At 36.1% G+C, this 25,815-nt stretch carries 31 protein-coding genes; 16 read left to right on the plus strand and 15 right to left on the minus strand.

Annotated features, from left to right (window positions below; all coding sequences use genetic code 11):
- Positions 1-48 precede the first annotated feature (48 nt).
- Positions 49-681 carry an NAD(P)H-dependent oxidoreductase gene (locus tag PWU04_RS10475; RefSeq protein WP_274476051.1) on the plus strand — a complete coding sequence of 211 codons (633 nt, stop codon included), beginning with the start codon at positions 49-51 and terminating at the stop codon, positions 679-681.
- 24 nt (positions 682-705) lie between these two features.
- Positions 706-1,272, plus strand: a complete 567-nt coding sequence (locus PWU04_RS10480) for a YceI family protein (protein WP_274476052.1) — start codon at positions 706-708, stop codon at positions 1,270-1,272.
- 244 nt (positions 1,273-1,516) lie between these two features.
- Here PWU04_RS10480 and PWU04_RS10485 read toward each other — a convergent pair whose 3' ends face one another.
- The 3 genes from PWU04_RS10485 to PWU04_RS10495 form a co-directional block, all read right to left on the minus strand.
- Complete coding sequence (locus PWU04_RS10485; protein ID WP_274476053.1) at positions 1,517-2,362, minus strand: PAS domain-containing protein; 846 nt, start codon at positions 2,360-2,362, stop codon at positions 1,517-1,519.
- Positions 2,363-2,521: 159 nt separating this feature from the next.
- Positions 2,522-2,986 (minus strand): VOC family protein, encoded by a 465-nt coding sequence (locus PWU04_RS10490; RefSeq protein WP_274476054.1) that lies wholly within the window; start codon positions 2,984-2,986, stop codon positions 2,522-2,524.
- 88 nt (positions 2,987-3,074) lie between these two features.
- Positions 3,075-4,043 carry a YitT family protein gene (locus tag PWU04_RS10495; protein WP_274476055.1) on the minus strand — a complete coding sequence of 323 codons (969 nt, stop codon included), beginning with the start codon at positions 4,041-4,043 and terminating at the stop codon, positions 3,075-3,077.
- A 297-nt stretch (positions 4,044-4,340) separates the two neighbouring features.
- On the opposite strand from PWU04_RS10495, the gene PWU04_RS10500 reads away from it, so the two are divergent.
- Genes PWU04_RS10500 through PWU04_RS10510 form a run of 3 tightly spaced genes read left to right on the plus strand, consistent with a single transcriptional unit; the run spans position 4,341 to position 6,615 of the window.
- Positions 4,341-4,907, plus strand: a complete 567-nt coding sequence (locus PWU04_RS10500) for an anthranilate synthase component II (RefSeq protein ID WP_274476056.1) — start codon at positions 4,341-4,343, stop codon at positions 4,905-4,907.
- Positions 4,908-4,921: 14 nt separating this feature from the next.
- On the plus strand, positions 4,922-5,965 hold the full coding sequence (locus tag PWU04_RS10505; protein ID WP_274476057.1) for a DUF481 domain-containing protein: 1,044 nt from the start codon (positions 4,922-4,924) through the stop codon (positions 5,963-5,965).
- 53 nt (positions 5,966-6,018) lie between these two features.
- Complete coding sequence (locus PWU04_RS10510) at positions 6,019-6,615, plus strand: DUF502 domain-containing protein (RefSeq protein WP_274476058.1); 597 nt, start codon at positions 6,019-6,021, stop codon at positions 6,613-6,615.
- An 8-nt stretch (positions 6,616-6,623) separates the two neighbouring features.
- Here PWU04_RS10510 and PWU04_RS10515 read toward each other — a convergent pair whose 3' ends face one another.
- Positions 6,624-7,298, minus strand: a complete 675-nt coding sequence (locus PWU04_RS10515) for a uracil-DNA glycosylase family protein (RefSeq protein WP_274476059.1) — start codon at positions 7,296-7,298, stop codon at positions 6,624-6,626.
- Between the two features lie 59 nt (positions 7,299-7,357).
- Between PWU04_RS10515 and PWU04_RS10520 the strand changes: the two genes are divergently transcribed.
- Positions 7,358-7,489, plus strand: a complete 132-nt coding sequence (locus tag PWU04_RS10520; RefSeq protein WP_274476060.1) for a 30S ribosomal protein THX — start codon at positions 7,358-7,360, stop codon at positions 7,487-7,489.
- A 6-nt stretch (positions 7,490-7,495) separates the two neighbouring features.
- On the opposite strand, the gene yaaA is transcribed toward PWU04_RS10520, so the two are convergent.
- Genes yaaA through PWU04_RS10540 form a run of 4 tightly spaced genes read right to left on the minus strand, consistent with a single transcriptional unit; the run spans position 7,496 to position 10,674 of the window.
- Positions 7,496-8,254 carry a peroxide stress protein YaaA gene (gene yaaA / locus PWU04_RS10525; RefSeq protein WP_274476061.1) on the minus strand — a complete coding sequence of 253 codons (759 nt, stop codon included), beginning with the start codon at positions 8,252-8,254 and terminating at the stop codon, positions 7,496-7,498.
- Between the two features lie 36 nt (positions 8,255-8,290).
- Positions 8,291-8,962: a VOC family protein gene (locus PWU04_RS10530; protein WP_274476062.1), complete on the minus strand. Its 672-nt coding sequence runs from the start codon at positions 8,960-8,962 to the stop codon at positions 8,291-8,293.
- A gap of 57 nt (positions 8,963-9,019) precedes the next feature.
- Positions 9,020-10,063: an RluA family pseudouridine synthase gene (locus PWU04_RS10535; RefSeq protein WP_274476063.1), complete on the minus strand. Its 1,044-nt coding sequence runs from the start codon at positions 10,061-10,063 to the stop codon at positions 9,020-9,022.
- A gap of 2 nt (positions 10,064-10,065) precedes the next feature.
- The gene (locus tag PWU04_RS10540) at positions 10,066-10,674 is read right to left on the minus strand and encodes a PASTA domain-containing protein (protein WP_274476064.1); all 609 of its coding nucleotides are present in this window, start codon (positions 10,672-10,674) and stop codon (positions 10,066-10,068) included.
- A 105-nt stretch (positions 10,675-10,779) separates the two neighbouring features.
- On the opposite strand from PWU04_RS10540, the gene PWU04_RS10545 reads away from it, so the two are divergent.
- Both PWU04_RS10545 and coaD read left to right on the plus strand, forming a co-directional pair.
- A complete protein-coding gene (locus PWU04_RS10545) occupies positions 10,780-11,763 on the plus strand; it encodes a D-alanine--D-alanine ligase (protein WP_274476065.1) in 984 nt (327 codons plus the stop codon).
- Positions 11,764-11,772: 9 nt separating this feature from the next.
- A complete protein-coding gene (gene coaD / locus PWU04_RS10550) occupies positions 11,773-12,225 on the plus strand; it encodes a pantetheine-phosphate adenylyltransferase (RefSeq protein WP_274476066.1) in 453 nt (150 codons plus the stop codon).
- A gap of 77 nt (positions 12,226-12,302) precedes the next feature.
- On the opposite strand, the gene PWU04_RS10555 is transcribed toward coaD, so the two are convergent.
- The 5 genes from PWU04_RS10555 to PWU04_RS10575 all read right to left on the minus strand — a co-directional run bounded on the left by PWU04_RS10555 (position 12,303) and on the right by PWU04_RS10575 (position 16,164).
- Positions 12,303-12,554, minus strand: a complete 252-nt coding sequence (locus PWU04_RS10555; RefSeq protein WP_274476067.1) for a T9SS type A sorting domain-containing protein — start codon at positions 12,552-12,554, stop codon at positions 12,303-12,305.
- A complete protein-coding gene (locus PWU04_RS10560) occupies positions 12,555-12,935 on the minus strand; it encodes a DUF1428 domain-containing protein (RefSeq protein WP_274476068.1) in 381 nt (126 codons plus the stop codon).
- A 240-nt stretch (positions 12,936-13,175) separates the two neighbouring features.
- Positions 13,176-14,837 (minus strand): SulP family inorganic anion transporter, encoded by a 1,662-nt coding sequence (locus tag PWU04_RS10565; protein WP_274476069.1) that lies wholly within the window; start codon positions 14,835-14,837, stop codon positions 13,176-13,178.
- A 70-nt stretch (positions 14,838-14,907) separates the two neighbouring features.
- A complete protein-coding gene (locus PWU04_RS10570) occupies positions 14,908-15,315 on the minus strand; it encodes a hypothetical protein (protein ID WP_274476070.1) in 408 nt (135 codons plus the stop codon).
- A 267-nt stretch (positions 15,316-15,582) separates the two neighbouring features.
- Positions 15,583-16,164, minus strand: coding sequence for an NUDIX hydrolase (locus PWU04_RS10575; RefSeq protein WP_274476071.1), 582 nt, complete (start codon positions 16,162-16,164; stop codon positions 15,583-15,585).
- A gap of 121 nt (positions 16,165-16,285) precedes the next feature.
- Here PWU04_RS10575 and pyrE point away from each other — a divergent pair, with 121 nt between their 5' ends.
- Both pyrE and PWU04_RS10585 read left to right on the plus strand, forming a co-directional pair.
- Complete coding sequence (gene pyrE / locus PWU04_RS10580; RefSeq protein WP_274476122.1) at positions 16,286-16,933, plus strand: orotate phosphoribosyltransferase; 648 nt, start codon at positions 16,286-16,288, stop codon at positions 16,931-16,933.
- A gap of 14 nt (positions 16,934-16,947) precedes the next feature.
- Positions 16,948-17,343, plus strand: a complete 396-nt coding sequence (locus tag PWU04_RS10585; RefSeq protein WP_274476072.1) for an SRPBCC family protein — start codon at positions 16,948-16,950, stop codon at positions 17,341-17,343.
- Here the strand turns inward: PWU04_RS10585 and PWU04_RS10590 are convergent.
- Positions 17,340-18,071: a biotin--[acetyl-CoA-carboxylase] ligase gene (locus PWU04_RS10590; RefSeq protein WP_274476073.1), complete on the minus strand. Its 732-nt coding sequence runs from the start codon at positions 18,069-18,071 to the stop codon at positions 17,340-17,342. The genes PWU04_RS10585 and PWU04_RS10590 overlap by 4 nt on opposite strands.
- A 95-nt stretch (positions 18,072-18,166) precedes the next feature.
- Here PWU04_RS10590 and rsfS point away from each other — a divergent pair, with 95 nt between their 5' ends.
- The 6 genes from rsfS (at position 18,167) to PWU04_RS10620 (ending at position 22,960) form a co-directional block, all read left to right on the plus strand.
- The gene (rsfS, locus tag PWU04_RS10595) at positions 18,167-18,538 is read left to right on the plus strand and encodes a ribosome silencing factor (protein ID WP_274476074.1); all 372 of its coding nucleotides are present in this window, start codon (positions 18,167-18,169) and stop codon (positions 18,536-18,538) included.
- An 8-nt stretch (positions 18,539-18,546) separates the two neighbouring features.
- Complete coding sequence (gene ftsH, locus PWU04_RS10600; protein WP_274476075.1) at positions 18,547-20,499, plus strand: ATP-dependent zinc metalloprotease FtsH; 1,953 nt, start codon at positions 18,547-18,549, stop codon at positions 20,497-20,499.
- A gap of 118 nt (positions 20,500-20,617) precedes the next feature.
- Positions 20,618-21,226, plus strand: a complete 609-nt coding sequence (locus tag PWU04_RS10605; RefSeq protein WP_274476076.1) for an LUD domain-containing protein — start codon at positions 20,618-20,620, stop codon at positions 21,224-21,226.
- Positions 21,227-21,229: 3 nt separating this feature from the next.
- Positions 21,230-22,051 (plus strand): phosphatidate cytidylyltransferase, encoded by an 822-nt coding sequence (locus PWU04_RS10610; protein ID WP_274476077.1) that lies wholly within the window; start codon positions 21,230-21,232, stop codon positions 22,049-22,051.
- Positions 22,041-22,691: a phosphatidylserine decarboxylase family protein gene (locus tag PWU04_RS10615; RefSeq protein WP_274476078.1), complete on the plus strand. Its 651-nt coding sequence runs from the start codon at positions 22,041-22,043 to the stop codon at positions 22,689-22,691. Before PWU04_RS10610 ends, PWU04_RS10615 begins: the two co-directional genes overlap by 11 nt.
- A gap of 2 nt (positions 22,692-22,693) precedes the next feature.
- Positions 22,694-22,960 (plus strand): acyl-CoA-binding protein, encoded by a 267-nt coding sequence (locus PWU04_RS10620; protein WP_274476079.1) that lies wholly within the window; start codon positions 22,694-22,696, stop codon positions 22,958-22,960.
- Between the two features lie 50 nt (positions 22,961-23,010).
- On the opposite strand, the gene PWU04_RS10625 is transcribed toward PWU04_RS10620, so the two are convergent.
- Positions 23,011-25,641 carry a valine--tRNA ligase gene (locus PWU04_RS10625; RefSeq protein ID WP_274476080.1) on the minus strand — a complete coding sequence of 877 codons (2,631 nt, stop codon included), beginning with the start codon at positions 25,639-25,641 and terminating at the stop codon, positions 23,011-23,013.
- Between the last annotated feature and the right edge of the window lie 174 nt (positions 25,642-25,815).

The following is a 25,815-nucleotide window of genomic DNA, read 5'->3' on the forward strand; positions in this document are numbered from 1 at the left end:
AAATTTACATAAACAATTGTATATACAAATAATGTAACAACAAATAATATGAACACGTATATTGACAACTTAAACTGGCGTTATGCCACAAAACAATTTGACAGTACTAAAAAGATTTCGGAAACCGATTTAGACTTTTTAAAGAAAGCCCTACAATTATCGGCTTCATCTTACGGCTTACAGCCCTATGAAATCTTAATCGTTGAAAACCCAGAAGTGAGACAACAATTATTACCGTTCTCATGGAATCAGCAACAAGTTGTAGATGCTTCTCACCTATTTATATTAGCTAATAAGGTAAATATCGACGATTCTTTGGTAGATGATTATTTACAGAATGTTAGTGATACCAGGGGTGTTTCTATAGAAGATTTACAAGGCTATTCAGAAATGATGAAATCTAATATCATGCCATTACCTGAAGAAGTAAAGAACAGCTGGACTTCAAAACAAACTTATATTGCCCTTGGAAACTTATTGTCGGCTGCAGCTACGTTGAGAATTGATGCCTGTCCTATGGAAGGTTTTGATTCTGAACAATACAATAAAATATTGGGGCTTAACGAAAGAAACTTAAACGCAAGTCTAGTAATCCCAGTAGGATACAGATCAGAAAACGACAATACACAACATTTTGCTAAAGTACGCAAACCAGAACACGAATTATTTACAACTATATAATTATAACCTTTAAACACAATAAAAATGAAAACTGTAATGAAAACAACTATGGTGATAGCCTTGACATTAATTTTGTCTGCTTTTACAAGCCTAACAAAAAAACAGGTAGACATTAAAGAAAGTAATATTACCTGGAAAGGTTACAAAGTAACAGGAGAACACTTTGGAACCATAACCCTAAAAGAAGGAACTCTGGTTTTTGATGGAAAAAAATTGGTAGACGGTAACTTCGTTATGGATATGAAAACCATTAACGCTACCGATCTTGAAGGAGAATGGAAAGACAAACTTGACGGCCACCTAAAATCTGAAGACTTCTTTGGTGTAGAAAAAAACCCTACTGCAACATTAGACTTTACAAATGTGAAAGGAAATGGTAACTCGTATACTGTTACAGCGAATCTTACAATTAAAAAAATTACACACCCAATAAACTTCACTTTGGATGTTGACGGTAATACTGCTACAACATCATTCAAGATTGATCGTACTAAATACGATATTAAATATGGGTCTGCTAGTTTCTTTGACGATCTTAAGGATAAAGCCATTTACGACGAGTTTGACCTTAATGCAACATTGAAATTCTAAAAATAGAGAATGTGCTAATTAGAATTTCAGGATGCACTTCATCGAAAAAACTCCATTTTTTTAGCTGAAAATTATGTGCATACTCCTATTTTCTTACATTTGTATCCATAACAAACCAAACTCAAAAATACAGGTTATCGGGTAGGACGGTTAATAGCACACAATTCTCTATAAAAATCCCGATAGTCTTCTCGAAACTACCATTTTTCAATGGTAGTTTTTTCTTTTTATAAGATCAACTTAATTACATTTTCATCTCCCAATGCCTTTTCCCCTGAAGAGCTAAATCGTACTCAAACTTACTCAATATGTTTTCATCTAAATTCATTTCCGTTCGGCAATACTCCTTAAAGAAGTATTCAAGCTTTTCCTTAGACTTCAAAACTTCATCGGAGATATAGTTAACATCAATATTAATACAAATAGCTCCTACCAAACCATAACCCTTTCTAAAAATAGGCACTGTTGTACATTTAAACTTTCTTGAACCAATATTTAATTCGTAATTGATTTTATCCTGATTCAATATTTTACGTTTCTTAAGATCCAGTACTAAAGCTGTTGCTCCATCTCCAACGTTTCTCCCTGTAATGGGGTTTTCCAAACATGTCAAAGATTTTGATGGGTTTACTAAATTATGGAGCAATATCTCAACACCTAAGTTTCTGAAAGTTTTTCCGAAGTGTTTCACTATATTCTTGTAATTTTCCAAAAACTCATTGTTTTCATCCATTACATCATCTCCTTTATATTTTTTAAAAAAGTAAGTATATTTTGATTTTTGATCTGGATTTAAAACAAACATAACATTGTTCTGCTCGCCAATGATAATGAGTTGCCTAGCTGCATAGTAATCGTAATTTTTAATAAAATAATTGACGCCGAGCATGAACTTTTCCAAATCAAAAACAGGAAACCCGTGTTCGTCTACCTTGTAGGGATAAAATTCATATTCTTCTAGTTTTCTTCCTTTTTGCTTACGCTTCTCTCTACGTTTACCTATAAAATATCCTGTAATGAAAAGAATCAACGACACCGTAAGTCCAGAAAGGATATTAACCAACCAAGCATTGTCTATTAAATTTCCCATCTTTAAAGTTTTAATGTTAAGAGGTCTAATTATCTTATAAAGATAAAAATTGAACTTAGAACATTCCAAACAAAACCCTAGCTAACAAAACATTACACTCTTAAAAAAAATAAAAACGCCCCTAGAGGCGTTCAGTACTCTTCATAAAATCTCGTTCAATTATTTTTTATGTTCTTCCTCGAACTGTTTGTGTTCAGCCAATTCGCAATTTACCATCCAATTAATTCCAAACTTATCTTGAAGCATCCCAAAGTATGCCCCCCAAAACGTTTTATCCATAGGCATAGTTAGTTTCCCTCCTGCTGATAAACCATTATAAATACGCTTTGCTTCTTCAATACTATCAGTATTAACAGAAATAGAAAAATTATTTCCCTTAGAAAAGTTTTTACCCCACTCTCCTCCGGTATCGCTTCCCATAATCACGGTACCATCGCCAATTGGCAAAGTGATATGCATTATGCGATCTTTCATATTATCCGGAACTGGAGGAATTCCTTCTTGAGGCGGCATTTCTCCAAATGTTCCTACATAAGGGTACTCTCCACCAAACACTGATTTATAAAAGTCAAAAGCCTGTTTGCAGTCTCCATCGAAAGTAAGATATACGTTTACAGTTGTCATAAGTTATATTTAATGAGTTGATTTGTATATTTCAAAGCTAGCTTTTTCACTTAAACAATAAATAATAATCAATAAGAAACACAAAAAATTATTTTAGTGGCCGTTTCTTAATCATCCCTCCTTTTGCATCTTTAATACTATGCATTACGATAAAAGCCCCTTTATCAATTTTATCTATTTCTGTTTGCAACCTTGCCAGTTCCAGTCTGGTAAGAAGCGTATAAACAATATCTGTTTCCTTAAGCGACTCCCCTCGTTTTGCAAATCCCCTCTTTCCTGAATATACCGTACAACCACGCCCTAATTTTTCAATTATAGCCAAACGAATTTTCTCATGGTGCTCAGAGATAATTGTAACACCAACATATTCTTCAACCCCTGCAACTACAAAATCTACTGTTTTGGCCGCCGCCAAATAAGTGAGTATGGCGTAAAGAGCTATTTCCACAGAAAACACGTAAGCCGCTACCGAGAAGATCATCACATTAAATATTAAAATGACATCCCCTATAGTTAAAGCTGTCTTTCTACTCATGAAAATGGCCAACACTTCGGTTCCATCTATAACAGCTCCTCCTCTAATAGCCAATCCTATACCAAGCCCTAAAAAGAAACCTCCAAAAACAGCTATTAATAGTTTATCATCCGTAACAGATGTAAACGGGATTAACTGTACTGCAATGGCCAGCAACACAACCGCTCCTATACTCTTGAGAGCAAATCTCCTACCAATTGTAGAAAATCCTAAAATCATAAATGGAATATTAATTAGTACTAAGTAGATAGACAAAGGGATATTTGTCAATTCGGCTACTATCAATGAAATTCCCGTTACCCCACCATCTATAAATGCATTTGGCAACAGAAACCCTTTAAGACCAAAAGTAGCAGATAGCACTCCTACCAACATAAAAAATGTATCGTGAAACCAATGCGATAATTCAACCGATTTGTCTTTAACCTCTCTATCAAACTGTTTTCGAGCAGCTTTATCTTCCTTGTCCTTAAGCTGCTTTTTAACGAGCTGCATCACGATATACTGAAAAAAGGGATTCATTCGGATGGTATTAATCAATTGAACAATAAATGTGAGATTTGGCTTATTGTAATTTAAGCATATTTTCTATCAGTTAAAACTCTACAAAAAACAATCCTCTCACTTTCTCTTTAATCTAATGCGCTTTTTCATTTGCTTTGCACAGGCAATTATGTGTTAGGAATGAGATTCTCATTCTTTGCACAGAAATTTTTACACACTTGAACCCTAACACTTTGGTTTTTAGTTTTTTTGAACGTATTTTTAATTAAGTAAGACCCAATGGTATCACATTTAAAGCCTCTTACCCTAAGAAGTATGAAAAGCGTATTGGTAATAGATAATTACGACAGTTTCACTTACAACCTAGTACACTACCTTGAAGATCTGGGAGCTATTGTAACTGTAAAACGTAATGATGAACTTACCTTAGAAGAAGTTGCCGATTACAACAAAATACTTCTTTCGCCCGGCCCAGGCATTCCCGACGAAGCTGGTTTACTCAAACCTATTATTGAAACCTATGCTTCCTCGAAAAGTATTCTCGGTATTTGTCTTGGTATGCAAGCTATAGGTGAAGTTTTTGGCGGAAACATAATCAATCTCGATACCGTTTATCATGGTGTTTCCACTGATGTTACTTTATCTGGAATCAAGGACACACTATTCAACGGGTGCAATACCAGTTTTAAAGTAGGCCGCTACCACTCTTGGGTTATAGACGCAAAGCTACCGGAAAGTTTAGAGGCTACTTCATTCGACACAAACGGACAACTCATGTCTCTTCGCCATAAAACCTACGATGTTAAAGGAGTACAATACCATCCTGAATCTGTACTTACACCAAATGGAAAACTTATTTTAAAAAACTGGCTTGAAACTTAATAAACCTAGGATTTATGAGAGCATATCTCTTTCAACAACTAAAAAACTTGGCCCTTACCTTTCTTTTATTTACTGCTTCCCTAATAAATGGTCTTGCCCAAAACGACACCTTGGTTTTAAAAAATGGCAACCAGTTAATAGGTGAAATAAAAAACATGGAAAATGGAGTTTTAGATATCGAAACCGATTACAGCGATTCAGACTTTCAGGTAAAATGGTTAGAAATTGTTTCTGTAAACAGTAAACAAACATTCTTAATAACACTTACTAATGGGGATAGAATAAATAGCAACCTTGTTACCAAACCCAAAGACAGCGCAAAAATCACATTAAACGAAGCTGGTAAAGTTATTGTCGCTCCAATAGAAGACATTGTTTATATAAAGGCCATAAAAAAAAGTTTTCTATCCCGCTTAGACGCTTCTTTCTCAGTGGGCTTTAACATTGCTAAAAGTGACAATCTTAAGCAGTTTACTGTACGAAGCAGTTTAGGATACACAGCAAACAGATGGTATTTTTCCGGGGGATATAATTCGGTAAGAAGTAATCAAGACAACACTGAAGAAACACAACGTACAGACGGTAATGTTGGGGCAAAGTACTTTATGGAACGGGATTGGTACGCTCAACTACAAGCCAACTTCCTTTCTAACGAAGAACAAAAACTTAAACTAAGAACAGCAATAAGTGGTGGCTTAGGAAAATACTTTATCCATAACAACAAACTATACTTTGGTGGTGGTGCCGGTTTGGCCTGGAACAATGAACAGTTTTACGATTCCGAAGAAAGCAGCAGAAACTCTTTGGAAGCTTATGGGGGGCTAGAGCTTCAGATGTTCAATTTCGACGACATTAGTGTACTGACAAATGTAGCGGTTTATCCTAGTTTAACCGAAAGCGATCGTGTTCGTCTGGATTACACATTAGACTTGAAATATGACATTTTTGAAGACTTTTTCATAAAGCTTGGTCTTACTTATAACTATGACAGCAAACCCATTGAAGGTGGGTCGGCTTCAGATTATGTACTACAAACCACTTTCGGATGGGATTTATAACGATCAATTAGCTAAGGAATTAACCCTTGAATTGAATTAAAATAATATAGCCTATGCCTATTCTTAAAAAATCTTCTCGCGCCCTTATTGTTGGAGGATTGTTTTTTATCCTTCCCGTTTTTATTATAATAATCGTTGTTGCTAAAACCATTAAATTTTTAGCGCCTTTAGGGCACTTTATCTCCAAAACTTTCAATCTGCAAAGTGTATTTGGAACAGCAGCAGTAACTATAGTCTGCTTACTTACTCTCCTTCTAATCTGTTTGGTTAGTGGTCTTCTAATCGAAAAAGGGTTTGTTAGAAAATGGAGCAACAGTTTTGAAGAAAAATTGTTTCTTCATTTTCCTTCTTTGCAAATGCTAAAATTCCGATTGATTGGTGATAAGCACGAAGTAGTGCATGATTTTTGGCAGGCCATAGTTTTTGAAGATGATGGCTGTTACAGTATTGCATTCATTACCGAAGAAACCAAAACTTTCCTTACCATTTACTTCCCCGATGCACCTAAAATTGATACCGGTGAAATCCGTTATTTTACTAGAGAAAAATGTCAGTATTTTAAAATAAGTATGAAAGAAGCCATGTCTGCTTTCTACAACTTTGGGAAGGGATTGGATATTGAAGCCTTAAGAAGCAAACAGGTTCATTGATACTATATTCAAAAATAAGGTGCATATTGCATTACCCTAAATTTAAAGGTATTGAAACTTTTACCTTGCTGTTTTAATTGCTTATAGAGCCGCATACTCCCAATAGCTCGGTTTGCCGATCCAGATGGTGCTGTAAGAGAAACAGTTTTTATGATTCTATTTATGGCATTAGGGAAAGTATCATTAAGGATAAACTCATGTTCACGAGGAATAACATCTGTGATTAGTTTCAATCTAATTCCGTAATCCTTAATATGTTTTCTGAAAAAATATTCTGGTCCATTCTTACTGTTTCCTCCAGTGAAAATAAGTGTCTCAATATTGGGATGCTTCTTAAGGTAAGCTAAAAGGTTTCTAAGCACAACTTGTTTCATCCCCAAATCGGAAGCATCAATTTTCTCACGAACACAACTTTGTACGATATCACAAATCCCTATCCCTCTTGACTCAAGAAATTGTTTTCGTTGATCAATCGCTTCTTGGGTAGTCTCGTAAATCAGTTTCAATTCAAATATATCATCCAGCACGGGCCAAAGAAGTCCATCATTACTGCCATAGCAGAAATCAACATCACCAGATTTAAACTCTCCCAACGAAAACCTTGGTGGCGGTAATGTACCAACAATAAGTTTGGTGGCATTTTCAGGAATAAAAGGCTCGTAAGGGTGCTGATGTACAAACATCTGTATTTTGATATATTCTTTGAAATTATTATTTTATTATCATCTAAATAAAATCATTTATGGGAAAAGGAGATAAAAAAACAAAACGCGGCAAAATAAATCGTGGCACTTATGGTGTACGTCGTCCAAGAATAAAAAAACGCCCTAAAGTCGAGGACAAAATTAGTGTCGACCAAAAAGAAAAGGTATAAACTAATTTATCGGATAAATACCAGTTCGCTATCTGAAGACATTTCTTCACTATACCCATACCCTTCGTAATTAAACCCTTTTAAGTCATCCATGGTGTTTGCATCAGTATCTATAACGTAACGAGCCATATACCCTCTTGCTAGCTTAGCATAGGTCATAATAGTTTTATATTCCCCATTTTTGAAATCTTTAAACGTAGCTGTAATTACTGGGACCTTCAGTGCCTTTTTGTCTATAGCCTTAAAGTACTCGTTACTTGCCAAGTTAAGGAAAACCTCATCTTCTTCTAGCTCGTCATTGATAACTTTAGCAATGTTCTTTTTCCAAAATTCGTAAAGGTTTTTGTTTTTCCCAACAGGAAACTTTGTACCCATTTCCAATCGATATGGCTGTATAAGATCCAATGGTTTTAAAATACCATACAGTCCAGATATTATACGAACCGTATCCTGCATTTTATCAATTTTATCTTCTGGGAGCGTATACACATCCAACCCGCGGTAAACATCTCCACTAAACGCATAAACTGCTTGTCTTGAATTGTCTTTTGTAAATGGTAACTGCCATTCTTCGTTACGCTCGTAATTGAGCTGACCTAAAGCATCGGAAATGCTCATGAGTTTAGATAAACTCTTTGCCGACTTCTTTTTGAGTAACTTGTTAAGACGTTCGGCTTCTTTTAAAAAGCAAGCTTCTGTAGCTAATGGTGTTGGAATTTCACTTTCAAGATCCAATGATTTTGCAGGTGATAGTACTAATTTCATCTGTTGCTTTTGATTTTGAACATTCAAGGAACTAAACTACAATAATTCTTTTATTTTACCAGCCTCATAATTGAAGTTGTAATCACCCCTTACCCCAAAATCGGCTTTATACACAGGAGTCATTGTTGGATACCAAAGTTTTCGATTTTTATCGACTAAAATAAACAAGCCTTCATCGTCACCAGCTGCACAAAAACTATTAAAATCTCCAAAAAAAAGAGGCAACGGTTTCATGGCGTTTAAAGTTCTGTAACTTGTTTCGATATTTTCCGACGCCAAAGCGACTTCACTTATGGAAAGTAAATCTGAAATAATAAATGGTGGTTTGTATTCTGCCTTGATACGCTTCCTACCTATAAACTCAATAATATTTTTATCGTGATCGTGAAAATAAATGGCTCGTGCTTTCCAGTTGACAAATTCAGAAATGGGCTTTCCTTCAAACTTCAGAATGAAAACGCGTTGTTCTAACCAAGATTTGGCTTCTTCTACCGCAGCAAACGGAATATTGAACGCAACATGAGATGGGTAAAAACATTTTCTGTATATAAACCGAAGTATACTGCGTCCTATTTTGAAGGCCACCTGAGACTCCTCATCTATAAGTAATTCCAATCCCAGCACAGCATGGTAAAATTGCTTTTGCTCGTTTATAGCATTACTATATAGGATTACCTCATCAACTTTCATTTCCTTAATCTTTCCCATAAAAATAAAGGAAAGGGATCTGAAAAGCTAAAATTTAACGGATTAGTCTATTGGATACTATAGATCTTGGTGCTTGACATAGTTGCGCCACTTTTCGATACACTGCTCCATATCTTCAGGAATCTCGGTAGAAAAACGCATAAACTCACCTGTTTTAGGGTGCTCAAATCCAAGGGTTCTTGCATGAAGTGCCTGCCTTGGCAACACTTTAAAACAGTTTTCTACAAACTGCTTGTACTTGGTAAAAGTTGTTCCTTTCAGGATTTTTTCACCACCATAACGTTCATCGTTAAACAGCGTATGACCTATGTGTTTCATATGTACACGAATCTGGTGCGTACGACCAGTTTCTAATCTGCACGATACTAAAGTAACATACCCCAATCGCTCCAATACTTTATAGTGGGTTACAGCCGGTTTTCCTTTATCTGCATCATCCTCTAAAAAAACAGTGTTCTGAAGTCGGTTTTTAGGGTGACGCCCTATGTTTCCTTCTACTGTGCCTTCATCTTCTTCAATATTCCCCCAAACCAAGGCCAGATACTCGCGCTCGCTGGTTTTAAGGAAAAATTGTTTGGTAAGATGGTTCATGGCATCTTCAGTCTTGGCTATTACCAAAAGCCCACTTGTATCCTTATCTATACGGTGTACTAATCCAGGGCGGTTACTTGAATTATTTGGCAGGTTATCAAAATGATAAATCAAGGCATTAATAAGAGTTCCTGAATAATTCCCATGTCCTGGATGCACCACCATTCCTGCTGGCTTATTTACCACCAAAACCTCATCGTCTTCGTAAACAATATCGATAGGGATATCCTCTCCTACCAATAAATTTTCGTACGGCGGATGCGTAAACAACACACGTATAACATCGTTAGCCTTTACTTTGTAGTTTGATTTTACAGCAACATCGTTAACATAGATGTTTCCATCTTTAGCTGCTTGCTGAATTTTATTACGCGTAGCATTTTCAATGAAATTCATTAAATATTTATCTACACGTAATGGCTGCTGACCTTTATCAGCCTTAAACGAATAATGTTCGTATAATTCGTCCTCGTTATTGTTATCGTTATCTAATACCTGCTCTTCGCTCATTTCTATTGGTCTTCTTGTCCTCTCCCAGTTTCATTAACATTATCATTATCCGTTTCCCCTGGGCGATTACCATTCCCCAACACCAAATCAATCTTAGAGGTTTTTGATAAAGCTGTTCCAGGTTCTAAATGTTCTCCTTCAAATTTCATTTCCAATACCATATCTTTCCCAATATTATCCACATAAATCAGCTTTCCTAACTTAAAACCAAGGGCTTCCAAAGTTGGCTGTGCCTGTCTTAAAGTGCGTTCGGTTAAATCAGGTACATTTATCTTTCTATACCCTGATGGATTTAAAGTAATATATATTTTTCTGTCCTCCTTAACTTTACTTCCAGCTACCGGTTCCTGCTCAATAACAGAAAACCTTGGATAATCAGGATTATAATTAGCTGAATCCTGAATCTGCATGACCAAATGATTATTTTCCAACTCGATTTGTGCTACTTCAATAGACTTTCCAGAAAGGTCTGGTACCACTTCAAACTCACCATGATTTGTGGTACTATCTAACCATTTCAACATTAAAAAACACAATACAACTATGGCTACAACAGCCAATAGCAACTGCTTGAAAAACACTTTGCTTGTCAGGAATTTCATTAGGTTCATGATATTAGATTTGAACAGCAAATATATAAAAACAGAACTGTTTTTACTTTTGATTTATTAGTGATAATTTAGCCTGACGATTTTTCCAATCGTTTACCTGGATTTATGAAGAAAAATATTGCAATAATTATGGGAGGCTATTCCAGCGAATACGAAATCTCCCTTAAAAGTGGTAACATTGTTTACCAGAATCTTAGCCTCTCTAAATACAGCCCTTATCGCATACATATCTTTGAAAATAAATGGATGTATGTTGATGAGAACAACAAAGAATTCCCTGTAGACAGAAATGATTTTTCGGTTTTTGTAAACGGGCGCAAAATCATATTTGATTGTGTATTTAATGCTATTCACGGCACACCTGGCGAAGATGGTTATATGCAAGCTTATTTCAACCTTCTTAATATCCCACAAACCAGCTGCGGTATGTACCAAGCTGCCCTTACCTTTAATAAACGTGATTGCTTAAGTGTACTTAAACCCTATGGCATCAAAACAGCAGAATCATATTATCTAAATTTAGGTGACACTATTCACGAAGAAGAAATAATTAAAACCGTGGGACTACCTTGCTTTGTTAAGGCCAATAAAGCAGGTAGCAGTTTTGGTGTTACCAAAGTTTACAAGAAGGAACAATTACAAAAAGCAATAGACATCGCCTTTAAGGAAGATGATGAAATCATCATTGAATCGTTTTTAGATGGTACCGAGGTTTCTGTTGGGGTAATTACTTATAAAGGGCAAGTGCGTGTATTACCTGTTACAGAAATTGTTAGCGAAAATGACTTTTTTGATTACGAGGCTAAATATCTAGGCCAGTCACAGGAAATTACTCCCGCACGAATTAGTGAGGAAATGAGAGAGAGAGTAAGAACTGTAGCCAAGAAAGTATATGAAGTATTGAAAATGACAGGCTTTAGCCGAAGTGAATACATTTTTAAGGATGGTGACCCCCATTTATTGGAAATAAATACCGTTCCAGGGCTAACCAAAGAAAGTATATTGCCGCAACAAGCTGCCGCCGATGGTATAGACCTTGAAGCTTTGTTTGATAATGCCATTGAAGAGGCTTTAAAAGAAAAACTGTAATTTTACTAGATGAAACGAGCCATTTTCCCTGGGTCTTTTGACCCCATTACCTTAGGTCATTATGACATAATTAAACGCGGCGTAAAGCTCTTTGACGAAGTGGTTGTCGCCATTGGTGTTAATGCCGATAAAAACTATATGTTTCCTTTAGAAGAACGTGTTCGTTTTATTGAAGAAGCCTTTAAAAAGCAGCCTAAGGTAAAAGTAGTAACTTATGAAGGACTTACCGTAGATTTCTGTAAGGAAATTGATGCCAAGTTTATCCTTAGAGGTTTGAGAAATCCAGCCGATTTTGAGTTTGAAAAGGCTATCGCCCATACAAATAGGAAATTATCCAAAATAGAAACTGTTTTCCTTTTAACTGCAGCTAAGACTTCTTATATCAGCTCTAGTATTGTTCGCGACGTTATTAGAAACAATGGAGACTATAGTGTTTTGGTTCCTAAGAGTGTGAAAATTTAACTGCACAAAAGATTCTTGACATTAAGTTGAGTTACTAATAAAAGTAGAATTACTTTTGATTTCCTTTTATAAAAACATTACTTTTTAATAACCTTTTTGGTTACTACTGACCCTTCATCAAAACGAGGTTTTACTGGATATGTTCCTGTTGGATATCCTTCTAAGTTTACCTCCATCTTTTCATTGGCTTTAGCTTTTCTCTTGTTTAGTCGTTGACCCAAAACCGATAACAGCTCTATTGCATAACTTTCATTATCAACAGTGTTTGCATTAATGGTTAGCACATCCTTTACTGGGTTTGAGTATAGGATTAAACCTAATTTCCTCACTTATTTGTTGGATTCTACAAGTTTTTTGAATCCTCCATAAACCATTCTACTGACTTCAAAAATCATTTTTTCAGGATTGATCAATGGCGCAATCAATTCTGTCATTCTAGGATCTACAGGAACTTGCTTGTTGGCTAAATCACGTATCTCTTTTGAAGGAAAAACAACCCAACCAAATACTATTTCGTCATGTTCTTTTGCTTCTACGGCTTCAACAAAAGATCTCGTTCCTTCCAAAGATAAATCGTCGCCAACGAATTCGAAGTAAGCAATAGCACCATACTCTTTCCAAATTTCAGCTACTTTTTCTGCAACCTTTTTGTATTCGTTTATATAAATTCGAGGAATGGGAAAAACAAAGCCGTCTATGTAGTTATTCATATTTATTTCTTTGGATTTAAGCACTCATTCATCTTTTGTTAAATACCTAACAACTGCTCATGAAAGAATGCCGTTGTATTAAGTCTTAAAGATAACTAAAAGAGAAAAACCTTAAGGATTACTATTATTTTCCCCGGGAAAACCAGATTAACTTAAGACACAATTGAAAGCTTTGATTTAGGCAATATAGGCATCCTAAAAATAAAAAAGACCTGCTAAAACAGGTCTTTTTATTAAACATTAAAATTTGTATTCAGATAAGGGCTTCGGAAACTCCTCTGGATTAGCGGCTAAATGATAGCGTGGATCATCGATATCCTCAACTATAACCTCCATAAACTTCGGACTGGCCTTATATAACAATACTTTACAATCTTCACTTAAGTGCTTCAAACGAATCTGCTTTCCTGCCTCTTCATATTTGTTTACCAAATTAAAAATAGCTTCTAGAGCTGAATGATCACTAATCCTTGATTCCACAAAATCAATCTCCACTTTATCTGGATCGTTCTTGATGTCAAACTTTTCGTTAAAAGCAGTAATCGATCCAAAGAACAAAGGCCCCCATATCTCATACACTTTGGTTCCATCAGTCTTCATCCGTTTTCTAGCACGAATACGCTTAGCATTTTCCCATGCGAATACCAACGCCGAAATAATTACACCTACAAACACTGCAATCGCTAAATCAAATATCACTGTTACAGCAGACACAATTACCAACACAAAAGCATCTGCCATAGGTATTTTTCGTATAATTCTGAAACTAGACCAAGCGAAGGTTTCTATTACCATCATAAACATCACACCTACCAATGCTGCAATAGGCACTTGTTCTATATATTTATCTGTAAATAAAATAAATGTTAAAAGGGTTAGGGCCATCATTACTCCAGACAAACGCCCTCTACCTCCAGCGTTAATATTTATCACTGTCTGACCAATCATACCACAACCTCCTGTACCTCCAAATAAACCACTCATAATATTCCCTGTTCCTTGGGCAATACATTCCTTGTTACCATTACCTCTGGTTTCGGTAAGTTCATCAACAAGGTTCATGGTCATTAAAGTTTCAATCAATCCTACACAGGCCGCCAAAAAGGCATACGGTAATATAAACTCTAAAGTTTCCAAATTAATTGGCAGATTCTGCCACAACTCCATATTAGGTGTAGGGAACTCCCCTTTTAAACCACTTCCCCCTCCTTCTATGATATACGAACCAACAGTACTCACATCTAAGCCCCCAAAAACAACCACTCCCGTCGTTACCAAAATAGCCGTTAGCGATGCTGGTATCTTTGTAGTGAGCTTGGGCAACAACCATATAATCCCCATGGTTAACAGCACCAAACCTACCATAGTGTAAAGCTCTGTACCATGCATCCATATATTTATATATTCCTTAACCCCTTCAGCACTTACCTGAAGTTGCTTATGGGTAAACATTTTTACTTGAGCTATAAAAATCACAATGGCCAATCCATTCACAAACCCCATCATCACAGAGTGCGGTATCAACCTAACAAACTTCCCTAATTTAAATACTCCTGCTGCTACTTGTATAATTCCCATTAAAATTACAGCTGCTAATAGATAGAAGTAGCCCATATTATCTATAGGACTGTCAAACAGCATACCACGCTTATGTCCCTCTGCTATTAAATTAACAAAAATGACAGCTACAGCTCCAGCTGCTCCAGATATCAACCCTGGACGACCGCCAAAAACAGCAGTTATCAAACCAATAATAAAAGCACCACTTAAAGCTACCAATGGATCAATCTGGGCAACAAAAGCAAAAGCTACAACCTCTGGGATCATAGCTAAAGATACGGTTATCCCTGCCAAAGTATCATCCTTGGGATTAGGGATAACTTTCCTAAAAAAATCAGTCATTCTACTTGTTTTTTTTGAGGCTGCAAAATTACAGTTAAATAAAAGCCTAACAAGTATTTCGCCTCTTATTTTAATGCAAGGCTATTGCAGAAGTCTTCTCTTTTAATGAATAGCCCTGTTCACCATACAACCAGTCCTTTGCATCAGCCTTGTTATTGAACAGTAACATATTCCATTCTTTGTGTTCGTTTATTTTAGACAAGGTCAAAGTAGCAAGCTCACTGGCTACATTATTAACTACAACAGCCATAGCCCTAATTTCTTTTATATCGCAAATGTTTTGCTGCGCTTCAAAAGTATAAGAATACGAATGCTTTTTGTTGATTAACAATGAAAACGGAGCCTTAAGGTAAGTCGTTAAAAACTCATGGTAAGCCTCTACTTCTTCCATGGCTAGTTCTACGCCTTCGTCAATTACCACTTCTGCTATGTCATCCTCTATCAATGTTATTGAGGCAAACGGGAGTCTGTAAACCATGATGCTATTAATCGTAAATTAGGAAAAGTCAAAAATAGACTAATTAAATGCATTTCCACAACCCCATTTCGACCTACGACACTAAAAATCAGTTCATAGACCTACCCTTAATAATAATTTAACAAAAAGCTATTTTTCAACAATATAATATTACCAAAACATTAAATACCTCTTTTAGCAGTAATCATGGCACTTTACACGCAACTTGGCCAGCAGTAAAAAGCTGAAAACTAAAAAATTAAGCATTGAAAGAAAATAGGTAAAAGACTACACTAATTGCTTTATGTTGGCATACGAGTTCTTTAAAGCCTCTTCTGTCTGTTCAGAATCTAACCAAGCTACTTTTGTTATCCCTTCATTTTCCTGAGGCTCAAGCAAACCATTGTAATCAGTAACCATCTCAAACCAATAGGTGATTTTTATTTTATGCTTACCATTCCGCTTAAAGATGTGGTAGGTGGTCTCCAAAGGCTTAATGATTCTTAATCCCGCAACTCCGGTTTCCTCTTCAACTTCACGAACAGCAGTATCTTCTATAGTTTCCTTAGATTCGGCTTTACCTTTGGGAAGATCCCATTTGTCATTTCTATATATAAACAGAATTTCACCTTCGGCATTTAAAACCTTTCCGCCTCCTGCAACAACATTGGGAAGCAGCTTTAAAAACTTCTTTAGAAGTTTTTCCTTGTTTTTATGGATAAGCCTAACCTCTTGCATATTGGTCTTGTTTAAGGCCTTAATTACCTTACCTATGTTAACAGTATCTAGTAAGTAGTTCTTAAAGTGGGTTTCCTTTTCTACTTTATCCGTTAAAATAATTGGCTTATCATTTACAAAAATGGTATGCATACAGTAATTGTATTACTAGCAAAAATATTAAATTTTACCGAATCGCAAATTAAGGCATTTTTTCGCTCCAATCACATTTTTCAATTACGTTATGATTAAATTTATGCGTAGTTTTGCAACTATGATTTTCAATACACACACAGCCAGAAAAACCGCAGAAGTTTTATTACAGGTTAATGCTATAAAACTTAACCCTCAGACGCCTTTCACCTGGGCATCGGGTTGGAAGTCACCCATTTACTGCGACAATAGAATTATCTTATCGTTCCCTCCTATTCGCAACTACATTCGGGAAACCATGGCCAGACAAATAGAGGAAATTTATGGAAAGCCAGATGTTATTGCTGGAGTTGCCACTGGTGCTATTGGCATAGGTATGCTGGTTGCTGAATATATGGGCGTCCCTTTTGTCTATGTAAGACCCGAACCTAAAAAACACGGACGCCAAAACCAAATAGAAGGTTTTCTGCAAAAAGGTCAGAATGTTGTGGTGGTAGAAGACCTAATTAGTACAGGAAAAAGCAGCCTTAATGCCGTTAAAGCCTTGGAAGAAGCCAATGCAAACGTAAAAGGAATGATTGCAATTTTCTCTTACGGTTTTGATATTGCTAAGGAAAACTTCAAAAAAGCTAATGTAAACTTGCATACACTTAGCAATTATGAGCATCTTCTAGAACAGGCAGTAGCGACTAACTATATTTCGCCAAACGAATTAGAAACCCTTAAACTTTGGAATGCCAACCCTAGTGAATGGCAGGTAAACGCCTAAAACCTTATTTATTTATGAATCTTGAATCTCCTAAAGTAACAATAGACAAATCGGCACAAGATACTTTTAACTTTTTAAGCGATGTAAGAAACTTCGAAACATTAATGCCTGAAAACATTAGTAAATTTGAAATTCTTGGAGACGACACTTTTTTGTTTGCTCTTAAAGGGATGCCCGAAATCACTCTTCAAAAGAAAGAAACCATAGCCCCTAACAAAATTGTTTTAGGTGCCGCAGGTGGAAAAATCGACTTTTCCCTTACTGGACTGATAAATGAAATTGAAGCAGATAAAAGTGAGGTTCAACTTCTTTTTAGTGGAGATTTTAACCCTATGATGGCCATGATGATCAAAGGCCCCATCACAAAATTTATTGAAACATTAGCTGTTAATATGCCTAAGGCGGTTTAATACAGTAATTTGATTTCCTTGAGCTCATAGGTATTAACTACGTCATCTTCTAAAAGCAGTTCAAGGTTCCCATATTCAGTAACGCCCTTTATAATACCCATAAACATTCGGCCTTCTACATCCTTAAAAGTAGAAGGCTTGTTTTTTCTAAACAGCACAGATTCGTATTCCTTTTTTATCTTATCATATTCACCAGCCTCCAAATCTTTAAAATACTTCTTAATGTTTGTCACGAGTTTATCTAGCACTTCTTCCCTATTAAAATTAACACCACTCAACAACTTAAGAGAAGACGCTTGGGGCAAACCCTCGAAATTAGTTTGATTAAGGTTTAAACCAATGCCAATCACAGAGCCAGCTAACTGGTTGTGTTTAATGACATTTTCTATTAGTACCCCACAAACTTTCTTGTTATCTGCCAAAATGTCGTTCGGCCATTTTATACTTAAATGCTGTAAACCTAAATTTTTTAATGTTTTATAAATGCTCAATGCAGTTGCCATACTCAAATAAAAGCTACGCTCTACAGGCATAAAATCAAGCCCCTTAAACAAACTAACCATAAGATTTTCACCATTTTGAGACTCCCACTTTGCGCCCATTTGGCCTTTACCCTGTGTTTGATAGTTAGCCATTACAACAGTATAGTCTTCTACCTTCTCGACCGCACTGAGCTGTTTTAAAAAGGTATTGGTGGAATCGATGGCATCAAGTTTGATTATACGCATAATTAATGGTTATATTCGTATTGGGAAAACTTAAGTTTTTTTTAGAGAATAAAGAACCAAAAAATAATAACTTTGCACAAACTTAAATCAAATTAATGGCGAAAGAAAATACCAATGCAGACCAATTAATTGCAGTAATAATTAATGGAATTGAAGATGTAAAGGGAAAAGGGATTAATATTCTTGATCTGCGTGAAATTGAAAACACGGTTTGCGACTATTTTATTATCTGCGAAGGAACCTCTAACACTCAGGTGAACGCCATTGTAAACTCAATACAAAAGAAAGTTAGCAAAGAACTCAAAGATAAACCTTGGCATGTTGAAGGTACCGACAATGCCGAATGGGTTTTAATGGACTATGTTAATGTAGTGGTGCACGTATTCCAGAAACATATTCGTGAATACTACGACATAGAAAGCCTTTGGGGCGATGCAAAAACAACTGTTATAGAAACAAACTATTAATCGGATTAATGGCAAACGACAATAAAAACCTAAATAAAAAACCTAAATTCAGCCCTTACTGGATTTACGGAGCAATCATTGTATTTTTTATAGCAATGCAACTGTTTAGTGGGGGCACTTTACAAGAAGCCAATACTACAACCCCATCTCAGTTCATGCAATTCTTAAAAAACGGGGATGTTGCAAAAGTTGAAATTGTTAACAGGCGTGAAGCCAAGGTATATTTAACAAAAGAAGCTCAAGACAAGGATGTCCATAAAAAATCAAAGCCTTCTTCTTTGTTACCAAGTACGACTCCACTCCCGAACTACAGATTTGAATTTGGTGATCTTCAAAACTTTGAAGACAACATCTCTAAGGTTATCGAAGATAACAACCTAAGTCCAAAACCAAAAGTTGAGTATAAAACTGAGCAAAATCTTTGGGGTGATTTTATTATCAGTCTTCTACCTTTTATTTTGCTTATAGGGGTATGGATTTTCATAATGAGACGCATGTCTTCAGGATCTAGTGGAGGTGCTGGAGGTCAGATTTTCAATATTGGAAAATCAAGAGCTAAACTTTTCGACCAAAACACAGACGTTAAAGTATCCTTTAAGGATGTTGCAGGATTGGAAGGTGCTAAAGAAGAAATACAAGAAATTGTTGATTTCTTGAAAAACCCTGAGAAATATACCTCTCTTGGAGGTAAAATACCTAAAGGCGCATTATTGGTAGGTCCTCCTGGAACAGGTAAAACACTTTTGGCTAAAGCTGTTGCTGGAGAAGCTAAGGTTCCCTTTTTCTCCTTGTCTGGATCTGACTTTGTAGAAATGTTCGTTGGTGTTGGTGCATCACGAGTAAGAGACCTTTTCAAGCAAGCTAAAGAGAAATCACCGTCTATTATCTTTATTGACGAAATAGACGCTATTGGCCGTGCTCGTGGTAAAAGTAATTTCTCTGGTTCAAACGACGAAAGAGAAAATACACTTAACCAGCTTTTGACAGAAATGGACGGATTTGGCACTAATACAAATGTTATTGTTTTAGCGGCAACAAACCGCGCCGATGTACTCGACAAAGCCTTAATGCGGGCTGGTCGTTTCGATCGTCAGATATTCGTGGACCTTCCAGATGTTCGTGAACGTAAAGAAATTTTTGAAGTACATTTAAAACCTCTTAAGAAAAAAGAAAACCTAGACACCGAATTCTTGGCCAAGCAAACTCCTGGATTCTCGGGAGCAGATATTGCCAATGTATGTAATGAAGCAGCCTTAATTGCTGCTAGAAATGGCAAAAAAGAAGTTGATAAACAGGATTTCCTAGATGCAGTAGACCGTATTATAGGTGGTCTTGAAAAGAAAAACAAAATCATTACTCCAGAGGAGAAAAAAGCAATTGCATATCATGAAGCTGGTCACGCTACCGTAAGCTGGATGTTAGAGCATGCCGCTCCTTTGGTAAAGGTAACTATTGTTCCTCGTGGTCGTTCACTAGGTGCTGCTTGGTACTTACCAGAAGAACGACTTATTGTTAGACCAGAGCAAATGCTTGACGAGATGTGTGCCGCACTAGGTGGTCGAGCTGCTGAAAAAGTTATATTCAATAAAATTTCAACAGGTGCATTAAGTGACTTAGAAAAAGTAACAAAACAAGCACGTGCTATGGTTACCATTTATGGCTTGAGTGATAAAATAGGAAACCTTACCTATTATGATTCATCGGGTCAAAACGAATATGGATTTACAAAACCATATAGTGAGCAAACCGCAGAACTTATTGATAAGGAGATTTCAGATATTATTGAAGAACAATACCAGAGAGCGATTAAAATTCTTGAAGAAAACAAAGACAAACTAAGCCAATTGGCCGACGTACTCCTTGAAAAAGAAGTAATCTTTAAAGATAATCTAGAAAAAATATTTGGAGAACGTCCTTTTAAAAAGTCAAATACAGCTGAACGAGAATTGTTGGACAAGTAATTTCCTCTATTTTTGTTATCGGTAATTAAAAGTCTTAAATTGACCCAACGGTTAATTTAAGATTTTTTATATTTGAATAAAGCCCCATATATATTGAGATTAATAGCGAATTTTTTGAATGAGTCTATTTAGAAAAATTTTTGGCTCCAAATCCAATAAGCCAGAAGAAGAATTAAAATCGAATGATCACGGCAAATATATGCCAGAGGTTAAAATACCTCTAGATGAACGGTTTACAATAAATTTTAAGGCAAATGGAGGAAAGTTTCTTTACTGTGAAAATTTAAAGGAAATTTCCCTATGCATTGATCACATCTTAATTGAAAACGATTGGGAAGATGAAAATGCACTAATTTTAGACCATCAATTAAAAACTCAATTTGAAAAAAATGGTTTAAAAACAACCTCAACCATTGGAGATGCCGCTTTTTTCCTTACAACTTGTGAAAATCTTATTGCTGATGACGGTTCTATTCTAATTTCATCCAATCAAATTGCAGAAAAAAAGCTTCATGAACTTCCTGCCAATCTAGTAGTATTTGCTACAACTAGTCAAATGGTAGAAAACATTGGCGAAGGGCTTCGAGGAATAAAAAGCAAAAATTCGAAAAAAATCCCTTCTAACATTACTACTATAAAATTATTTAAGGCTGAAGACGACAAGGATTTTATGACTTACGGCAGTAGTTCAAAAAACCTATATTTGTTACTTCTTGAAGACCTCTAATAGATGAAGGAAATTTTTGTACGATCACTTTCGGGGCTACTGTATGTTGCCTTACTCTTGGCTTCTCTGTTTAATGAAATTGCATTGACTTCGTTGCTTTTTGTTTTTGGATTAGTTAGCATTGCTGAATTTAAAAAACTGATCTCTCTTAAGTCTCAGTTGCCCTACCTTATTTTCACCATTTTATATGCCCAATTTGGGTACTGGCAGTTAACAATAGAAACCAATACCTTCTTAGCTTATGGTACACAAATACTTCTTGTTATAAGCTTGTTTGTTCTACTATTCCTTATCAGGGATTTGTTTACCGAAAAAGAAATTCCCCTTATAGGGTCTAAGCCCTATTTGCTAACAACTTTTTATGTTGCTACAGGATTTCTCTTTTTATTACTCATCCCTTATTACAACTATACCTTTACACCTAAGATTTTATTTGGTACTTTCATCATTATATGGGTAAATGATACCTTTGCCTATCTTGTTGGTAAGAATTTTGGAAAACAAAAACTTTTTGAGAGAATTTCACCAAAAAAAACCATTGAGGGTTTTCTCGGAGGCCTCTTTTTTGCTTGCCTTGCAAGCTATTTTATCACTACCTTTACAAAAACATTAAATTTCAGTAACTGGCTCATTTTAAGCGTTATTATTAGCGTTTTTGGGACTTTGGGAGACTTGGTCGAATCCAAGTTTAAACGACAGGCCAATGTTAAGGACAGTGGAGTAATCATGCCCGGGCACGGGGGGTTGTTAGACCGTCTGGACAGTTTGATTTTTGCAGCACCATTTATCTATCTATTTTTAAGCATTTTAGACTATGTTTCATAAAGAAGGACAAAAAATAATTTTCTTTACGTTTGTTGCGGTAATCGCTCTTTTCTTTGTTGTAGATAATTTCATAGCCATAAATTGGTTACGAACATCTATTATGATTGCCCTTTTAATTTTTCTTATCCTGATTTTACAGTTTTTTAGAAACCCAAAACGCAAAACGGTAGTCAATGCCAACAATGTACTTTCACCAGTTGATGGTAAAGTTGTTGTAATAGAGGAAGTTTTTGAAAAGGAGTTCTTTAACGATAAGCGTATTCAAGTAAGTGTCTTCATGTCTCCTGTAAATGTACATGTTACCCGCCACCCTATTGGTGGAAATGTGGTGTTCAGTAAATACCATCCGGGAAAATATCTTGTAGCTTGGCACCCTAAGGCTAGTGAAGAAAACGAACGTACTACTGTGGTTGTAGAAAACGACAGCTTTGGTAAAGTGCTTTATCGTCAAATTGCAGGAGCTTTGGCGAAACGCATAGTAAATTATGCTAAAGTAGACCAAAAGGTAATTCAAGGAAGTGACTCTGGTTTTATCAAGTTTGGATCGAGAGTAGATGTGTTCTTGCCTTTAGATGCGGAAATAAAAGTAGAACTGAACCAAAAGGTACGTGGTGGAGAGACTATTTTAGCGTCAAGATAATAATGACAAACAAAAAATTAGATATGGAGTTTAAGGAGGCCGTTGATCGTATCAATGCGCATAAAGATCCTTTTCCTGCTGATTTTTTGTTACGCCTATATGCTTATTACAAACGTGCCACTAACGATTATAGCAGGCCTAAAAGTAGGCGCCCAATTATCAATGCCTTTAAAACAAATGCACTTTTTCAAATAGGAAATATTTCTGAAAAACAGGCCAAAAAAAAATATATAGAGCTGGTCAAGAATTACTTTCTGTATAGAAAATAAAAAAAGCGCTTACTGTGAACAGTAAGCGCTTTTTTATTCTAAACTTGCTCCTAGTTTAAACTGGCTAAACTAGCTTTAAGTGTTTCTATTTTCGCTAAAGCATCTGCTTCCTTTTTCTTCTCATTGGCTACCACCTGTTCAGGTGCTCCGCTTACAAAACGCTCGTTAGCTAATTTCTTTTGAACAGATTTCAGGAAACCTTCTGTATAATTCAACTCTTCTGTCAACTTTTCTCTTTCTGCCTCTACATCTATAGCTCCGGAAATTGGAATAAAATATTCGTTAGATTTCACTCTAAAGGTCAAGGCCCCATTAAGAGCTTCATCTACATATTCTATCCCTTCTAAATTCCCCATTTTAACAATCACGTCATTAAACAGGCCATCAACCTTTTCGTTATTGATTACCGACAACGCAATACTATCCTTAAACGAGATATTCTTTTCCTTTCTCACGGAACGGATTCCTGCAATTACTTCTGAAGCAAATTCAAATGATGAGATTAAATCGGCATCAATTTTCTTAACCTCTGGCCATTTTGCAACTATTAAAGCTTGTTCTGGGGTTCTTTCCTCCATATAATGCCAAATCTCTTCGGTTAAGAATGGCATAAACGGATGAAGAATTCTCAAATTATCTTCAAACATTGCAATTACCTGTTTGTAAGTAGTAGCATCCATTGGCTGGCCGAAAGCAGGCTTCACCATTTCCAACAACCAAGAACAAAAGTCGTTCCAGATTAATTTATAGGTTTCCATTAGCGCATCACTAATACGGTATTTGCTATAATGATCTTCTATAAGCTCTAAAGCTTGTTGGAACTTAGCTCGATACCATTCCAAAGCAATTTTGCTAGAATTAGGCTGCTCAATACTATCACTTACTTCCCATCCTTTCACCAATCTAAAGGCGTTCCAAACTTTATTGGCAAATGCCTTTCCTTGTTCACAAAGCGCCTCATCGAAAGGCAAATCGTTACCTGCAGGAGAACTCATTAACATTCCAACACGAACCCCATCAGCTCCATATTTCTTCATTAAATCGATAGGGTCTGGAGAATTCCCTAAAGACTTAGACATTTTTCTACCTTGTTTATCCCTTACAATACCCGTATAATAGACATTCTTGAACGGTAGTTCATTTTTATATTCATATCCCGCAATGATCATCCTTGCTACCCAAAAGAACATAATTTCTGGAGCGGTTACCAAATCATTCGTTGGATAGTAATAGTTTATTTCTTCGTTATCCGGATTGTTGATTCCATCGAACACAGACATAGGCCATAACCAAGATGAGAACCAAGTATCTAATACATCTGGATCCTGTTTCAAATCTGCAATCTTAATGTCAGGGTTTCCTGTTTTCTCTTTGGCTTTATCTAACGCTTCTTCGGCTGTTTTGGCAACAACAAAATCCTCTACTCCATCTCCATAAAAGAAAGCTGGAATTTGGTGTCCCCACCACAACTGACGGGAAATATTCCAATCGCGAACATTTTCCATCCAGTTTCTATATGAATTCTTGAACTTTGGAGGGTGGAACTGAATAGTATCGTTCATTACGTTATCCAAAGCTGGTTTAGCCAAATCTGTCATTTTAAGGAACCACTGTGCAGAAATCTTAGGCTCAATAACAGCTTTAGTACGCTCAGATGTTCCAACTTTGTGAACAATATCTTCGGTCTTAACCAAAATTCCCATTTCAGTAAGCTCGATTACCATGTCCTCCCTTGCCTGCTCTCTAGACTTACCTTCATGGTGAAGACCATAAACATTTAAAGTAGCATCATCATTTAAAATATCAACCACATCTAGTTTATGGCGATCTCCAATTTCCTTATCATTAACATCGTGAGCTGGAGTAATCTTTAAACACCCTGTTCCAAATTCTATATCAACATAATCATCCTGAATAATTGGCACGACACGGTTACAAACAGGGACAACAACACTTTTACCTACAAGGTGCTGATAACGTTCATCTTCAGGATTCACACAAACAGCCGTATCTCCAAGAATAGTCTCCGGACGTGTTGTAGCTATAGTTACAAACTCTTCAGTTCCTTCAACTTGATACTTTACGTAATAGAGTTTATCGGTTCGTTCAATATGTACAACCTCTTCATCAGAAAGTGTCGTCTTTGCCTCAGGATCCCAGTTGACCATTCGATAACCGCGATAAATCAATCCCTTATTGTACAAGTCAATAAAAACATTGATTACAGACTCAGATAAATCGTCGTCCATTGTAAACTTTGTTCTTTCCCAATCACAAGAAGCTCCAAGCTTCTTTAATTGTTCCAAGATAATACCTCCATGCTTATGGGTCCATTCCCAAGCATGATCCAAAAACTCTTCGCGACTTAGATCTGCCTTATTAATACCGTCAGCCTTTAACTTAGCCACAACTTTTGCCTCAGTAGCAATAGATGCATGGTCTGTTCCCGGCACCCAACAAGCATTATAGCCCTTTAGTCTGGCACGACGAATTAACACATCCTGAATGGTATTATTGAGCATATGCCCCATATGCAACACCCCTGTTACGTTCGGTGGAGGAATCACAATGGTATATGGCGTTCTTTCATCTGGTGTTGAATGAAAATAGTTGTGTTTCATCCAGAAGTCATACCACTTATCTTCTACTTGACTTGCATCATATTTTGATGGAATGCTCATACTTTGGAATAGTTTTTGAAAGTTAATGCGCAAAAGTACTTATATTTCTTTTTTCTGTGAAATTATGTACGGATTAATACTTGAGTCTCTAGGTATTGCCTGACAACTCTTGGCGCTTTGACCGTTTTATTTTGCAGAATGAAGAAAAGTAACTAAGTTTACAATCTATTTTTA

Source organism: Mangrovimonas aestuarii (assembly GCF_028767185.1).
Taxonomy (GTDB): domain Bacteria; phylum Bacteroidota; class Bacteroidia; order Flavobacteriales; family Flavobacteriaceae; genus Mangrovimonas_B; species Mangrovimonas_B aestuarii.